Raw genomic sequence first — 16678 nt, forward strand, 5'->3', positions numbered from 1 at the left:
TTGAAGTGTTAAGACATGATGATGCGCGATTCCCCCTTTCAATTTCTCTGTTTAAGCGTTTTCAATAAGGTGAAGAGTGTTAGTTAGGCTCCTTCACATTCATTGCTTACTATTAAACTTATAACCGTTTAGCTTTATTGTCAATGATGGATTTTTTATATTTTGTAAATTCAGATTTGGAGGCAGGGTAACTGATATCGATTTTTCATTCATGTTTGTGCGAATTTCTTTACCACTATCTCCTGTATATAAGCGAAGGAAAAATCATAAGTAAAAAATAGGTGAAAGGTTCAATAAATATTTAACTATATTCCATGGTGAAAAATATTTTTTTCATGTTATAATCAAATTGGTTTTAAATAATATACCAAGTTTAAAATATCAAACCAAAAGGGTGAAGATGATGGAAACTGGAAAGCAATTTTATGGTATTATCCCTCCTGTACCGACGATTTTATTTAAAGAGGGTAAACTGGATCGAAAAGGTATGGGGAATCTTATCGATTACCTTATTGAATCAAACGTGAATGGGCTTTTCTTCCTGGGATCCGGAGGCGAGTTTTCACAAATGTCCGCTGAATTGCGAAAAGAAGTGGCTGAATTTGCAACATCGTATGTAAATGGACGTGTTCCCGTCTTAATTGGCACCGGAACGCCAGGCACAAATGAAACGATTGCATTAAGCCTGCATGCAAAAAAAGTTGGTGCAGATGGTGTTGTGATCGTTAATCCTTATTACTTTAAGCTTACAGAGGAGAGCATTTTCCAACATTACTGTGAAATTGCCGAAAATGTTGACCTGCCAATACTCTTTTATAACTACCCTGAATTAACCGGTGTCGATTTATCTCCGGAGCTGGTTCTTTCATTAGCGGAAAGATATCCCAATATTGTCGGTATTAAAGACACAGTTGTGTCAGTAGGACACACGAGGGAAATGATAACAACAGTGAAGTCCAAGTTTCCTGATTTTATGGTGTTCTCAGGTTATGATGACCATCTTTTGAATAATCTGGCGCTTGGCGGAGCTGGTTCGATCCCACTAACTTCAACATTTGCTCCGGAACTATCAGTGGGGATTTATCAGGCATTCAAGCAAGGGAACTACGGCAAAGCGATTGAACTTCATCAAAAATTGGCTTCGATCATCCGGGTCTATAAACTGGACTCGCCGTTCATGAATGTTGTAAAAGCAGCGATACATCTAAAAGGGGTTGACATTTCTACTGAATGTTTAGCTCCTGTTCGCTCTGCTACAAATGCACAAATCGAGGAATTAAAAAAGATTTTATTTGAAACAACAGAAGTCAAGTATGGTTTCAATTACTCGAATAAGGAGGATCTGAATGACTGAACGATATTGGGTTCCGGCAATTGAACGTGCTCATCAAGTGATTGGTTTAATTGCAGGAGATCCCGGTAAATACAGATTGATTGATATTTCTAAACTGTTAAATATCAACAAAAGCACAATGTTTTCCTTGTTAAATACACTCGAAACATTAGGGTGGGTTAATAAGGAGAAAGGCGATACCTACACACTGGGACCAACATTGGGCGGGTACAGTGCAGCTTATTTTCGCAAATTCAATCTATTGCAGTTATTTTATAAAGAAGCACCGAGATCTGTTGAAAAAATTAATGAAACCATCCAAATGGGGACTTTACACGGGACTAATGTTGTCTATTTAGCAAAAGAAGAAAGTGATTCGCTTGTACAGCTCGTAACCGACCCAGGAATGCAATTTCCCGCACATGCAACTGCAATCGGAAAAATTCAATTAATTCAATACAGTTATCAGGAGCTTCAGGAACTGTTTACAGAAAAAAAACTTGAGCAGAGAACACCTTATACAATAAAAAATCTTGATGAACTTTGGACGCAATTAGAGACTGCGAAACAAATGGGATACATTTGTGAAGAGCAGGAAAGTTCGCTTGGATTCTACTGTGTTTCAGCCCCAGTGTACAATTATGAAAATAAAGTAACACATGGGATTAGCTTTACGATGTTAAAAAATAGCTGGACAACGAAGAAAGAAATGGCCGCAAGGGAAATAGTTGATTTGGCTAAACGTCTATCTGCCCATGCGGGATATGATCAAAAGCTGAAATAGTTTATTTGCGACATTGATATGATTGATTTAGCTCATTTTTTTGTTAAAACGAAGCAATCGGAAGGATCATCCAATTTGCTATATCGGTGTCATAAAGGTGACCTGGATTTTTTTCAGGTTGCCTTTGGTCATCACTTTTCTGACTATTGATTTTTCTCGTTTACCGACATTTGTCTTCTGGTAACTAATTATATTTAAAAACCTTTACAACAAGAATTGGAAAGCGGTTACATCATTGTCAACTCTACTGTCGTGAATTATTTAAATTTTTCAAAAAGATATTGACACTGCTGCTTAACCTCATATATCATTTATTTAAGATATAATATAAAACCTAGTTTTACATTATAGAACAACAAAAAGGGATGGGATAGCATTGGAAAGAACGAGGGAGCTTATTGAAAAACTGGGGTTTGTTACAAAGGAAAATTATGAATTGCCAACATCCACAAAAACGTTTGCTGATGGAGCACAATATCGGATTGAAATTCCGAGTTGTGAAGGGGTAAAATCACTGGAAGCTGTTCTTGAAACAGCACAACAACTGGATGTACCGATCCACAGAGTTTCCCAAGGCAGCGGAATTATGCTTTATACGGATGCTGAACTACAAGCAATGGTGGATCTGGCAAGAAAGGAAAACAGGGAACTTAGTCTATTTGTAGGACCACGGGGAAACTGGGATATTAACCCAATGCCATTTTCAAGTGCCGGTAAAATTTTTGGACAACGAATTGAAAGCATGGAACAAATGGTTCATGCCCTTGAAGATATTAAAAGGGGCTGTGATGCGGGTTTGCGCAGTATTCTTGTAGCAGATGAAGGACTTTTATGGCTTGTCAACGAGTTCAAAAAGCAGGGCGAACTTCCAGAAGATTTGGTTGTCAAGATTTCGGTACAAATGGGTCAATCGAATCCTGTTTCAATCAAATTAATGGAGGGAATTGGTGCGGATACTTTTAATGTTCCGACGGACTTAACGTTGGCGCAACTTTCTGCAATCCGGCAAGCTGTCGATTTGCCGCTCGATGTTTATGTGGAAGTACCTGATGATTTGGGTGGGTTTATCCGCCATTATGACATTATGGAAATTATCAGAGTGGCTGCTCCTGTTTACATAAAATTTGGTTTAAGAAATGCACCAAATATTTATCCTTCAGGTACACATCTTGAAGAAGTTTCAATTAAACTTTCAAGAGAACGCGTCCGCCGCGCAAGAATTGGCTATGAAATGATTCAAAGGTATGCGCCGCACTTAAAAACATCGGATTTAATTACAAAACGTGACGGTGTACCCACAGAAAAAAAGCTTCCAGCAAGAATTTAATCTAATAAATAATTGTCTGCTATTCCTCAAAATAGTAAAATGTAGATATCACCTATGGAGGAATGATTGACATGCCAATAATTCAATCGGTAGAAAGAGCTCTACAAATAATGGAATTATTTGATGAGTACTCAACTGAGTTGAAAATTACCGAAATTAGTTCCAGAATGAATCTTAATAAAAGTACGGTCCATTCTTTGTTGAAAACGCTTCAAAAACACGGATATATACAACAGGATAGTGAAAGCGGAAAATACATGCTTGGCTTAAAGTTATTTGAAAGAGGAAATCTTGTTGTTGAAAAAACGGATATAAGGAAAGTCAGCCATAAATACTTACAAGAACTCTCAATGAAAACGGGTCACACACTTCATCTGGTCATCATGGATGGAAAGGATGCCGTCTATATTGACAAAATTGAGGGTACCTCTGCAAATGTACTGTACTCACGTGTTGGACGAAGAGCACCGATTCATAGTACAGGTGCGGGGAAGGCATTGGTTGCTTTTAAACCCCAGGAAGAAATTGATCAAATTTTTGATGGGTATGTTTTTGAACAACGTACTCCAAACACGATTACTGATAAACAAGAGTTGCTTGAGGAATTAAAACATATTCGCAAACAAGGATTTTCTTTAGATAAAGAAGAAAACGAGCTTGGAATATCCTGTATTGCTGTACCAGTCCGAAACCATACAGACCAGGTAATCGCAGCTTTCAGCCTCTCGATGCCAACACCGCAGTTAGATCACGATCAAACAAGGGCAATTATTCCGATGATGATGGAAGCTGGAAAGCAAATATCTAAAGCATTGGGCCACCGTTTATAAAAATTATACAATGAAATAGAAACTTGGTTTTATATTATAAAACGTATTTACTTAACCTATTGTACTTTTAGGAGGTGATTGGACCGGCATCTAGTTCTTAGCTTAATCCTTATCATTTATGGTTGAATGATCTTCACGCAAGATAATCAACTTATGCGAAATAAACATAGGTTGGACGCTATTACTTTTTAATACTATTTTCATTGACTTAGGCCATCTAAACCTGTTAGATGTTGAAGAGATTAAGAGGGAAGAATATAAGAGTATTAAAGTTTGGTAGGCTAATCGTTATAGGAGGAAGCATAAATGAAAAAACCGAGAATTAATAATCCAATTAATCCATATCGCGATAATGTTCAAGGGAAGGCAAACGAACCGATTACTGTTGCCGGCTTACTGGACCGTGCAAAACAAGTCTTAGGTGCTGAAGCACCAAAAGGTGATTGGACCTTAGGGGAAATTTACAATCGTCTTGAAGAAAATGCACCTCGGATTGCCATCATTGGCGGTTCAGCCGATCATCCTGCCCATATTTTAGATATGCAAACCGTCTCGCGGGCCGCGATTAAGATCTGGGAGGAAGGCGGTGTTCCATTCTATTTTAGTACACCAGTCCTCTGTGATGGGACAGCACAAAGTAATATGGGAATGTCTTATTCGCTGCAAAGCAGAAATGCGATCGCCGAGATGGTAGTAAATCAAATGGAGGCACACTCTTATCATGGTGCATTTGTCATCCAGGGATGCGATAAGCACCCGATGGCCGTGTTAAGTGGATTGGCACATCTTGATAGGGTCCGCCGCCACCGCGGTGAAGCGCCAGTATTTGCTACTTTTGCGCCTTCCCATGTGTTAAAAGGTGGAGAAGTGCCAAAGGCTTTGCAAGAAGAATTACATACTGTCGCTGATAAAGCTGTTGCCATGGGTCATCAGAATATCGCCGACGATTTGTATGATGCTTTAAGCTATATTTTACAATGCAGCTCCAATACGCAATTCCAAGGCGTTTTAGAAAGAGCAGTTAAAGTTGGCGTTATTACACACGAACAACATAAAGAATTTGAAAAACAATTAGCCATCCATACATGTGATGCTGCTGGAGGAATCTGTGCCTTCCATGGAACGGGTAACAGTTCTCGTGATGCAATGGCTGGATTTGGTATGGTTCATCCTAATCTTGAATTATTGACTTCACCTCCAACGAAAGATCAATTAGCTCCTGCAATTGAATCTTTATTCTCGCTTATCAACCGCGAAGAGTGCGGTGTAGCAGATATCGTTGGCGCTAATATTGCCAACGCCATCCGTATCCACAGCGCAGCCGGCGGTTCTTCAAATCTAATGATGCATATCGTTGGTGCGATGATTTATGCAGGATATAACTTTAGTCTATTTGATTTAGAGAAAATTCAACAAGAGCATCCAATTCCAGACTTATTCAGCTACAGCCTGACTGAAGGAAGAGATATCTTTGTGCTTGCACAGCAAACATGCTCCGGCTTAATTCGTGGAATGGAAACTTTATTCTATGAGTTAATCAATAACGGTGTGCCAATGGACGTTGATGCCATGACTGTAACAGGGCAAGCTTGGAGAGAAAGACTTAGCAATACAGAAAATCTAAGTGCAGATGGCGTTAAGGAAAATCAAATGATCCTAAGTAAGCCTCGTCGTGCATTTAGTGGTGTAGACGTATTGCGCGGTAACTTCTTTGAAAGTGCTGTTGTAAAAATCAGCGGAATGTCTACAAAACTATTAGATCAATTTGATGAAAAAGCTTCCTTTATTCTCTATTTTGAAAATGAAAGTTCAGCTAATGAACAATTGCTGAACGAAAATTTATTAGATGAATTAAGAGAACGCCAAGAATTCCGCATTGAGCATCTATTACAAATGTGGAAACTTAACCTGTCGGAAACTTTCAATGAAAGTGAAGGTTTAGATTACAATGCATTGTTTAATCGAATGGTTAAGGATAGAACATTAAAGCTATCCATCATCATTGCTGGTCAGGGACCTGAAGCATTTGGTATGCCTGAAATGTTTACGCCAATGCAGCATATTAATGCAAACCGTCAAGTTCAAGCGATTGCTACACTGATCAGTGATGGACGTTATTCAGGCGTTTCCTATGGTGCCGCTATCGGCCACATGACACCGGAATCATACCGTGGAGGAGGTCTTCTTTACTTGCAACAAGGTGATCTAATCCTTCTTCGTTTCCGTTCAAAACGGCTCGAATTACTTGATCCAACTGAATTTGCCAATGGCAACATTGTGCTTTACCGAGGTGATTTAGCAGCCGACAGAGCTGATCTTGGCTCAGAAAGAAAGGCTGTCATGAAGAAAAGACAACGTCTTATTGCAGCTTCAAACCGTTTTGTTGGATGTACGGATGCATCCGAAGGAGTTGTTCCGCTTGCAGTCAAAGAGGATGCGGAAATCCCTTTTGTTCGTACTAAACAAAATTTAGTAACATTGTAAACCTTGGGCAGGTTGGTGCAGATGATAGATTTGCACTAACCGGATTATTACCAAGATTTATTTTGTAAGGGCATACAATTAGTAACCATCTTAGAATAACTCCATTTAAGTTTATTGAAACACTTTGTTAAAAAAGCAATTATATCTTGTTATCCTCTTGTAAATATGCCATTAGGTTTGCAAACTGTTAGATTAATAGATGGCACATTTACAAGCCGAAATTTTAACATTACTCATTAACAAAGCTTCAAAAATAATTTATCCAATAATGGAGGTAAATTTATGACGAATATTGCAACGAAGGTTCCAAACGGGCGTTGGCTGCACATCATCCCTGCCACAATCATTGTTTACATCGTAGCTTTCCTTGACCGTGCGAACATTAGCTTTGCGATCGCCGGTGGTATGAGTAAAGAGCTTGGGATGGCAGCCAGTGTATCTGGTTTAGCCGCCGGTATTTTCTTTGTTGGTTATTTATGTTTGCAAATCCCTGGTGGGCATGCCGCTGAAAAGGGGAATGCCAAAAAGTTTATTGCCTGGACGATTATTTTCTGGGGAGCTATGGCGACTTTAACAGGTTTTGTTCACTCTACAGGGCAGTTATTAGGAATCCGTTTCTTATTGGGAGTTGCCGAAGGCGGGGTATATCCTGCGATTCTTACCATCATCAGCCACTGGTTTCCTGAGAAAGAGCGTGCACGTGCAAATGCAGCCTTCGCCATGAACGTAGCGATCGCTAATATTATCAATGGACCTGTATCCGGTTTGATTATTCAAAATATGGGCTGGCGCCAATTATTTATCATTGAAGGAATCATTTCGATCGCGTTGCTTGCAGTTTGGCTGCCATTAATCAGCAACCGTCCACGCGAAGCAAAATGGATCACAAAAGAAGAATTGGATTATATTGAAACTAACTTAGCTGAAGAGCAGGCAGCAGTTAAATCCCTTGGCGAAGTTAAAAAAGCAAGCATGAAAGAAGTTTTTGCAAGCGTCAATGTTTGGAAATTAGTTGCGATTTATTTCATGATGCAAGTAGGCTTCTACGGTTTCTCCCTATGGCTGCCAACATTGCTGAAAAACCTTAATACCGGCGGCGGCATGGGAATGATTGGTTTCTTAAGTATCGCTCCGTATATTATGTGTATTATTGGGCAGTTCATCTTTGCAACCCTTTGCGATAAAACAGGGAACCGCAGACTTTTCACATCCCTGCCAATCCTTGGATTAGCCGTGTTCCTTTCATTAGCGATTCTTACCAGAAGCAATGTTTGGGTTTCATACGCAATGATGGTACTTGTAGGAACATTCTTGCAAGCGCCTACAGGACCGTTCTGGACATTGGCTCCATCTCTATTACCAGCAGAAGTTGCCGGTACAGGACGCGGTTTAATTAACGCGATTGGTAACCTGGGTGGATTCGTTGGACCCTATATGGTTGGCTGGCTTGTCCAATACGTCAATCAGGATGCAGGTTCATGGTCATTGGTTCTGTTCTCAGTCGCTGGTGCCTTAATGGTGTTTACAATCCCAGCTTCTGTTAACGGTGCACATGCGAAAAAGAAAACAGCTTAATTCTATCGAATATAGTCAGTTAGTGTAACAGGCTACTTTTGTTAAAATGAATAATAATAGAATATAATATGTCGATGTTACGGTGTGAAGCTTATTAATCTTTGCACCGTATTTTTCTCTATTATTATACTCTAATAAATTATCCTTTACAAAAAACAGCTTAGGAGGGCAAAAGGCGAAAGATAAGATGGAATGTCTCAATAGTGATCCAAAAGATTCATTGGCTATTACTTTCGTACTAATTCTCTGATATTGGCTGTTTTGTAACAAAATAAACAAAAAATAACAATTTAACTCTAAAACCATGTGATATAATCAAATCATCGAAGGGCTATATTATACAACATAGTTTTATAATATAAAACAAATGGCAAACCTTTTGATATTTTCACACTGACATCCAAAAGAAGGTGGTGAAAGATTTTAGACTTTATTGTTTAAAGCAGTGTGAACTGAATTTAATTCTAAAATGAAGCTAAGGTGATACATATTATGAAAACAATTCGATTTAAAGGAGTTATCCCACCAGTATCCACCCTTTTTCATCCGGATGGTACGATCGATCAAAAGTCGATGGAAATTCTTATTGATTCTTTGATTGCTGCAGAAGTGGATGGGTTGTTTTTCCTGGGAACAGGCGGGGAGTTTTCCCAAATGTCAGTGGAAGAAAGAATGCAATTAGCGGAATTTGCAGTTCGTTATGTGAATCATGAGGTGCCGGTATTAATTGGAACAGGCGGTACAAATACAAGAGAGGTAATCGCATTAAGTCAACACGCCTACAGCATTGGCGCAGATGCCGTGGTTGTTATTAATCCTTATTATTGGGGACTAACAGAGGAAAATTTATTTAAACATTACAGTGAAATAGCTGAATCGGTTGATCTTCCTATTTTATTGTATAACTTTCCAAATCTTACGGGACAGGACTTAACTCCTGATTTTGTTCTTAAGCTTGTAGATAGCCATTCAAATGTTGTTGGTATTAAAGAAACGATTGATTCGATCGGTCATATTTCGGAAATGATCTTAAAGGTCAAAGGGAAGCATCCGGATTTTTCCGTGTTATGTGGCTTTGATAATCATCTTTTGAATACGCTTCAAATGGGGGGACGGAACCATTTCAGCTTCCGGGAATTTTGCTCCGGAACTATCCGTTGGAATTTATAAGACATTTATGAATGGAGATTATGAGGAAGCAAAGAGGCTTAACAAGCAATTGACAGTACTGCCGCTTCTTTATCAAATTGACAGCCCTTTCGTAAACGTTGTCAAAGAAGCAATAAAATTAAGCGGATTAGATATTTCGACGTATGTTTTACCGCCTGCCAGGCCGTTGAGTCAGGAAAAAATAAAACGGGTTGAAGAAATTATGGGGCTGGCAAAGCTGCTTCCAACAACTGTTTGTTAGTGAAATATTTCACAAATTAATAGATAAAAAAGGTATTAGAAAAGGACTTAATAAACAGTCTTTATTCTAATACACAGAAAAAATAGATTACTTTTATTATAACATTATACTAATTCTCTTTGTCAATAAAATTAAATTTGACTCAATCCAGTGATAGTAAGAAATAGATATAAGATTCCTGTTTGTTCTATTAATCTTAACAACTTGGGAAAAGAGAGTGATTTTTATGTTAACACCTAGAAAAATTTATTGGCCACCTATTAATCTTGTCGGACCTGGCAGTGTGAAGATGGTTGGAGAAGAGGTACAAAAATTAGATTTAACAAAAGCATTGCTTGTTACAGATAAAGTGTTAAATTCCAATGGTGTTGTAAAGGCAATTATTGAAGTTCTTGATCAAGCTGGTGTTGCTTACGCTATTTTCGATGATGTTAAACCAAATCCAACAACAACAAATGTACATGATGGATTCTCTAAGTTCCAACAGGAAGGATGCGATTTTATTATTACAGTTGGCGGAGGTTCACCTCAGGATACTGGATCTGGTATTGGTATCTTATCAACAAATGGCGGGTCCATTGCTGAATATGAAGGTATGCACAAATCTAAAAACAAATCAGTGCCTATCGTAGCAATCAGTACCACTGCAGGTACGGCAGCTGAAGTAACAATCAATTACGTTATCACTGACGAAGCTCGTAAACTTAAAATGATTATGATTGACCCTAATGCGCTACCAACCATTGCTGTCAATGATCCGGAATTAATGCTAGGGAAGCCAAAAGGGTTGACAGCTGCTACTGGATTAGATGCTCTTACACATGCAATTGAAGGATACACAGCCAAAGGTGCTTTCGAATTATCAGATGCTATTGCCTATAAATCAATTGAATTAATTGGACGATACATTGAAAGAGCAGTAGAAAATGGACAAGATTTAGAAGCACGCTCCGGAATGGGATGGGGGTCATTTATTGCGGGCCTTTCATACTCAAATGCTGGATTGGGTATTGTTCACAGCATGGCGCACCAATTGGGCGGAGAATATGATTTACCGCATGGTGTTGCAAACGCAATGTTGCTCCCTTATGTTATGGAATTCAATATAGATGCCTGCCCAGAGAAATTTGCTGATATTGCCCGTGCACTAGGTGTTGATACAAGTAAATGTGCGACAGTGGAAGAAGCAGCAAAGCTGGCGGTAGAGAAAGTTCATCAAATTTCAAGAGCAGTTGGCATTCCTTCGTTAAGAGAGTCTGCTTTCAGAGTCGAAGATGTAGAAAAATTAGCTGAGCAAGCATTAAAAGATGCATGTACAGGAGCAAATCCTAAACCGGTTACAAAAGAAGACCTTGTGGGAATTTATATGACTGCATACAATGATGCACCTGTTTTGGCTGTGTAATAACAAGAAAAGAAAGGGGAAAACATCATTATGTCTAACTCAACTAAGCAACGGAGTGCAGAAGCACGAAAAATTTGGTCACAGTTTGATGCCTTACAATTAGGAATGAACTGGTCTGAGGAAGATCTTACTAAACCGCAGATTCTCGTAGAAGATGTTTACGGAGACAGTCATCCTGGAAGCTATCATTTAAATACTCTGACTGAACAGGCAAGAATCGGGATATATGAAACAGGCGGACGTCCGGCCCAATTTCATGTGACAGATGTTTGTGATGGTTGCGGACAAGCACATGATGGCATGAATTACATCCTGATCTCTCGTGAAACGATTTCAGATATGATTGAAGTTCACGCAATGCACCAGCCATTTGACGGACTAATTCTAAGTTCTTCTTGTGATAAATCGATTCCGGCGCATTTAAAAGTTGCAGCACGGTTGGATTTGCCAACTATCTTCATTCCAGGCGGGAGCATGAGACCAGGTCCAGCCTGGCAAGATTCCGTACATGGTGCAGAAATCGACCTTCGTATTAAAAGAGGAGAAGATGCCCATAAGGAGCTGCGGAATTACAAGTTAACCGGATGCCCATCTGTTGGTGCATGTCAATTCCTTGGAACAGCTAGTACGATGCAGACAATGGCTGAAGCATTAGGTTTAACCTTGCCAGGTGCTGCCTTAATGCCTGCAACCATGCGTGACATTATAGGCATGGCCAGAAAAGCTGGCAAGAAGATTTCGGAACTGGTTGAAAAAGGGATTACTGCCAAGCAAATCCTTACTGAAGCTGCCTTTAAAAACGCTATTATCGTTCATGCAGCCATTGGAGGATCGACAAATGCCATGATTCACCTTCCTGCAATTGCTCGCGAAGCAGGAATTACAATTAAACCTGAATTATTTGATGAAATAAACCATCAAATCCCGCATATTGGAAATATCACTCCGAGCGGACAATGGCATACTGAATGCTTCTGGTTTGCCGGCGGTATTCCAATGGTACAATGGATTCTTCGTGATTATCTGGATTTAACTGTTATGACAGCTACCGGAAAAACTCTGGGAGAGAATCTTCAGGATTTATGGGAAGATGGATTTTTCGAAAGAAATATCGGCTATCTGCATAACTATGGCTTAAAACGTGAAGATCTGATTAAACCAATTGAAACTGTTGAAGAAATCGGTTCGTTGGCCGTATTAAAAGGAAACTTGGCACCTGAAGGGGCGGTTATCAAGTATGCGGCGGCATCCCCGGACATGCACGAACATATCGGTCCTGCAAGAGTATTTGACTCTGAAGAAGATTGCTATGCTGCTGTTGTTGAGAAAGTGGTACAGCCTGGAGAGGTATTGTTTATCCGTTATGAAGGACCAAGAGGCTCCGGTATGCCGGAAATGCTGATGACAACGGAAGCGATTGTTGTTGATGAAAGGCTAAACGGCTCTGTAGCTCTTGTTACTGATGGCCGTTTCTCTGGAGCTACCCGTGGGCCTGCTGTTGGTCACGTTTCACCTGAAGCAGCTGTGGGAGGTCCAATTGCACTGGTACAAGATGGAGATTTAGTCGAGTTAAGCGTTAGCAAACGTGTAATTCAAATTGTAGGGATTGCCGGTGAACGATGCAGTGAGGAAGAAGTAGAGCGTGTGTTGGCTGAAAGACGCACGAAGTGGCAGGCACCGGATCATTCAGAGCGAAAAGGAATCTTCAAACGCTATACAGCTCAGGCAACATCAGCCATGCAAGGAGCTTATTTAGAATAAAACGATTAAAGTATTGAAATGTTTTTTTAAAAGGAAGGCTTTGTTAACGTTTATATATTGTAAGACATTGGTGAATGCTTCCATTCGGTTGTTCATTTTGAATGAAAAAGAAGAAGCGTTCACCAATCAAAATCATAATTGTAAACGCTAACAGAGCCGTTGGAAATAACTTTTAATGGAGGTAGAATTATGCCGAATCTTGAAACAAAAGTTCCTAATGGGCGTTGGCTGCACATTATCCCTGCCACGATCATTGTTTATATCGTAGCTTTCCTTGACCGTGCGAATATCAGCTTTGCGATTGCTGGCGGTATGAGTAAAGAGCTAGGAATGGCAGCCAGTGTATCTGGTTTAGCCGCCGGTATTTTCTTTGTTGGTTATTTATGTTTGCAAATCCCTGGTGGGCATGCCGCTGAAAAAGGGAATGCAAAAAAGTTTATCGCCTTTACAATCATCTTCTGGGGAGTTGCGGCAACATTAACTGGGTTTGTTCACTCTACAGGGCAGTTATTAGGAATCCGTTTCTTATTGGGAGTTGCCGAAGGCGGGGTATATCCTGCGATTCTTACCATCATCAGCCACTGGTTTCCTGAGAAAGAGCGTGCACGTGCAAATGCAGCCTTTGCCATGAACGTAGCGATCGCAAATATTATCAATGGACCTGTATCCGGTTTGATTATACAAAATATGGGTTGGCGCCAATTATTTATCATTGAAGGAATCATTTCGATCGCATTGCTTGCAGTTTGGCTGCCATTAATCAGCAACCGTCCACGTGAAGCAAAATGGATCACGAAAGAAGAATTGGATTATATTGAAACTAACTTAGCTGAAGAGCAGGCAGCAGTTAAATCCCTTGGCGAAGTTAAAAAAGCAAGCATGAAAGAAGTTTTTGCAAGCGTCAATGTTTGGAAATTAGTTGCGATTTATTTCATGATGCAAGTAGGCTTCTACGGTTTCTCCCTATGGCTGCCAACTTTGTTGAAAAATCTCAACACTGGCGGCGGCATGGGCATGATTGGTTTCCTTAGTATCGCCCCATATATCATGTGTATTATTGGTCAGTTCATCTTTGCAACCCTTTGCGATAAAACAGGGAACCGCAGACTTTTCACATCCCTGCCAATCCTGGGATTAGCTGTGTTCCTTTCTTTAGCGATTCTTACCAGAAGCAATGTTTGGGTTTCATACGCAATGATGGTACTTGTAGGAACATTCTTGCAAGCGCCTACAGGACCGTTCTGGACATTGGCTCCATCTCTATTACCAGCAGAAGTTGCCGGTACAGGACGCGGTTTAATTAACGCGATTGGTAACCTGGGTGGATTCGTTGGACCCTATATGGTTGGCTGGCTTGTCCAATACGTCAATCAGGATGCAGGTTCATGGTCACTGGTTCTTTTCTCAGTCGCTGGAGCCTTGATGGTATTTACAATCCCAGCTTCTGTCAACGGTGCACATGCGCAAAAGAAAACAGCTTAAGCCTTTTGTTATCCACTATAGAAATAAGAATGATATAAACCAATAAAAAGTAAAGGTGCAAATGTTTATTAACTTTGCACCTATACTTTTAATAAATTTAAAAATTAATAATCAATCTTTTTCAAAAACTGATTAGCAGAAGAGGCGGGATAAAGTAAGGTAAATGCATGCGTTATAGATCCCGAAGATTCAGTTGACGTTACAGTGGAAGCCCTAAATGAAGGGGATACTTTAGAAAAAATAAAAAATGGAGATGAATAAGTCGTGCCAGTAGAACCATTTGATATTAGCCAATTTCCAAAAGTTGAGTTACCCCGTTTCCTAAAGATCAAACAAAACTTTAAGTCGCAAAAGATTAAGGACATTCCTGGAGAAGTTCAAGCTAAAATGGAACCTCATATGGAAAACTTGGAAGGAAAACGTATAGCAATTGGAGTAGGCAGCCGTGGAATAGCTAATATTGCTACTATTACAAAAGTAGTGGTAGATCGATTAAAAGAAGCAGGTGCAATACCTTTTATTATTCCTGTAATGGGCAGTCATGGAGGAGCAACTCCTGAAGGCCAGGCAGAAATGCTGGCCGGATTTGGCATTACTGAAGAAACAATGGGCTGTCCGCTTGATCCTTCGATGGATGTGGAGTCAATTGGAGAAATCGAACCTGGATTTCCTATTTCCGTTGCTAAAAGTGCTCATGATGCTGATGGGTATATCATTATTCCAAGAGTCAAACCGCACACAAATTTCCGCGGTCCAATTGAAAGCGGCGTTCTCAAAATGCTTTGTATTGGACTAGGCAAACAAGCGGGTACTGAACAGATCCATACGAAAGGATTCCATCTATTTCACGAGGTTATTCCTCAAGTGGGGGTTTATATCGCTCAACATACAAATCTATTGTTCTCGCTAACCATAGTGGAAAATGCATATGATGAAACATATAAAATAGAAACTTTAACAAAAGAAGATGTCATTGCAATGGATAAGGAAAAGGCTTTATTAGAAGAATCTAAAGCGCTTTTGGCAAGCCTTCCATTCCAGGAATTTGATGTGCTGGTTATTGAGGAAGTAGGTAAAAATATTAGCGGTGACGGACAGGACCCGAACATCACCGGTCTTTATATCGGAGAGCATATGAAAGAGTTCCCAAAACCGCGGTTTCAGAAAAGTGTAGTATTTGACGTTACTGAAGAATCCCATGGAAACGCACTGGGTGTCGGTATGGTTGATTTAACAACCTGGAAGCTTTATGAAAAAGCCAACTTCAATTTCATGTATATGAACACTTGGACAAACACTGTTGTTGCACCTGTAAAATTGCCAATGGTACTCAAAACATCTGAAGATGCTTTGCGTACGGCCGTTAAATTCTGTAACAACGTTAACCCGTTTGAACATCGAATTGTCTGGATAAAAAATACGTTAGAAGTATCTGAAGTTATTATCAGCGAACCACTGATGGCTGCGGCAAAAGAATTATCACATGTTGAAATAGTAACGGAACCAACAGAATTAGTATTTGCAGATGGCGAACCACAAACCGATCTTATCGGATCCCCTCAGGTTCAAGCTTAAAAAGGAAATATTATTTTAGTATCATAAGGGAGGTGAAAGGATGAACGCAGTCAGTCTTGTTTCAATTTTTTTCCTGGCTCTTGCACTGGGGATGAAACACGCAACCGAACCGGATCATGTGATTGCCGTTTCAACAGTAGCAAGCCATTCAAAGAGGATAACAAGCGCAACCTTAGCCGGTGTATTTTGGGGAATCGGGCACACAGTCACTCTATTTGCTATGGGCATGGTGTTCATTCTGCTGAAAAGTCATTTTACTAATGCCTGGGCGATGTCATTGGAATTTGTTGTCGGGATTATGCTTGTCTATTTAGGTGTATCGAATCTGAGAAATGATAAGAAAAGGAAAGACCATCATCATCCATTGAAAGGAACCCACTTTACCTATCTGTTGAGATCCATGTTCATAGGTGTGGTTCATGGGCTGGCCGGAAGTGGGGCCGTGGTTTTACTTACGATGTCAACCGTCAATACTTTCTTGCAGGGTGCTTTATATATCCTGATCTTTGGTTTGGGAACGATTATTGGAATGCTCATCCTTTCCACTCTTATAGGTCTTCCATTTGTACTGGGTTCCAGGAGAACCGCCTTCCATTCACAACTTACAAAGTTAACGTCCGCAATCAGTGTTGTTTTTGGATTGTATTATATGTATTCTCTGGGAATTGGAGAGGGGCTTTTTCAAATATGGTTCTAAATTTGGCTGAAAAA

General features: G+C 39.9%; 11 protein-coding genes and 1 pseudogene. All 12 read left to right on the forward strand.

The genetic code is table 11. From position 1 onward, the window contains the following. The first annotated feature begins 400 nt into the window (after positions 1 to 400). The 12 genes and pseudogenes from RCG17_RS24785 to RCG17_RS24840 all read left to right on the forward strand — a co-directional run bounded on the left by RCG17_RS24785 (position 401) and on the right by RCG17_RS24840 (position 16664). Positions 401 to 1354 carry a dihydrodipicolinate synthase family protein gene (locus RCG17_RS24785; RefSeq protein ID WP_308172680.1) on the forward strand — a complete coding sequence of 318 codons (954 nt, stop codon included), beginning with the start codon at positions 401 to 403 and terminating at the stop codon, positions 1352 to 1354. Further along, positions 1347 to 2117, forward strand: a complete 771-nt coding sequence (locus RCG17_RS24790; RefSeq protein WP_308172681.1) for an IclR family transcriptional regulator — start codon at positions 1347 to 1349, stop codon at positions 2115 to 2117. The genes RCG17_RS24785 and RCG17_RS24790 overlap by 8 nt, the downstream gene beginning before the upstream one ends. 376 nt (positions 2118 to 2493) lie before the next feature. Beyond that, complete coding sequence (locus tag RCG17_RS24795) at positions 2494 to 3444, forward strand: U32 family peptidase (RefSeq protein WP_374120869.1); 951 nt, start codon at positions 2494 to 2496, stop codon at positions 3442 to 3444. 71 nt (positions 3445 to 3515) lie between these two features. Then, positions 3516 to 4274, forward strand: a complete 759-nt coding sequence (locus tag RCG17_RS24800) for an IclR family transcriptional regulator (RefSeq protein WP_308172682.1) — start codon at positions 3516 to 3518, stop codon at positions 4272 to 4274. Between the two features lie 306 nt (positions 4275 to 4580). Then, positions 4581 to 6758: a dihydroxy-acid dehydratase domain-containing protein gene (locus RCG17_RS24805; protein WP_308172683.1), complete on the forward strand. Its 2178-nt coding sequence runs from the start codon at positions 4581 to 4583 to the stop codon at positions 6756 to 6758. Between the two features lie 282 nt (positions 6759 to 7040). Then, positions 7041 to 8333: an MFS transporter gene (locus RCG17_RS24810; RefSeq protein WP_308172684.1), complete on the forward strand. Its 1293-nt coding sequence runs from the start codon at positions 7041 to 7043 to the stop codon at positions 8331 to 8333. 492 nt (positions 8334 to 8825) lie between these two features. Then, positions 8826 to 9744 (forward strand): annotated as a pseudogene (locus RCG17_RS24815) (dihydrodipicolinate synthase family protein). Positions 9745 to 9970: 226 nt separating this feature from the next. Next, a complete protein-coding gene (locus RCG17_RS24820; RefSeq protein WP_308172685.1) occupies positions 9971 to 11149 on the forward strand; it encodes an iron-containing alcohol dehydrogenase in 1179 nt (392 codons plus the stop codon). Positions 11150 to 11179: 30 nt separating this feature from the next. Then, positions 11180 to 12910, forward strand: a complete 1731-nt coding sequence (ilvD, locus tag RCG17_RS24825; RefSeq protein WP_308172686.1) for a dihydroxy-acid dehydratase — start codon at positions 11180 to 11182, stop codon at positions 12908 to 12910. A gap of 189 nt (positions 12911 to 13099) precedes the next feature. Next, positions 13100 to 14392 carry an MFS transporter gene (locus RCG17_RS24830; RefSeq protein ID WP_308172687.1) on the forward strand — a complete coding sequence of 431 codons (1293 nt, stop codon included), beginning with the start codon at positions 13100 to 13102 and terminating at the stop codon, positions 14390 to 14392. Between the two features lie 264 nt (positions 14393 to 14656). Then, positions 14657 to 15967 carry a nickel pincer cofactor-dependent isomerase, group 22 gene (locus RCG17_RS24835; protein WP_308172688.1) on the forward strand — a complete coding sequence of 437 codons (1311 nt, stop codon included), beginning with the start codon at positions 14657 to 14659 and terminating at the stop codon, positions 15965 to 15967. 40 nt (positions 15968 to 16007) lie between these two features. Continuing rightward, positions 16008 to 16664 (forward strand): sulfite exporter TauE/SafE family protein, encoded by a 657-nt coding sequence (locus tag RCG17_RS24840; protein ID WP_308172689.1) that lies wholly within the window; start codon positions 16008 to 16010, stop codon positions 16662 to 16664. The last annotated feature ends 14 nt before the right edge of the window (positions 16665 to 16678 follow it).

It is taken from the genome of Neobacillus sp. PS3-12, from assembly GCF_030915385.1.
In the GTDB taxonomy this organism is placed as follows: domain Bacteria; phylum Bacillota; class Bacilli; order Bacillales; family Cytobacillaceae; genus JAEVLT01.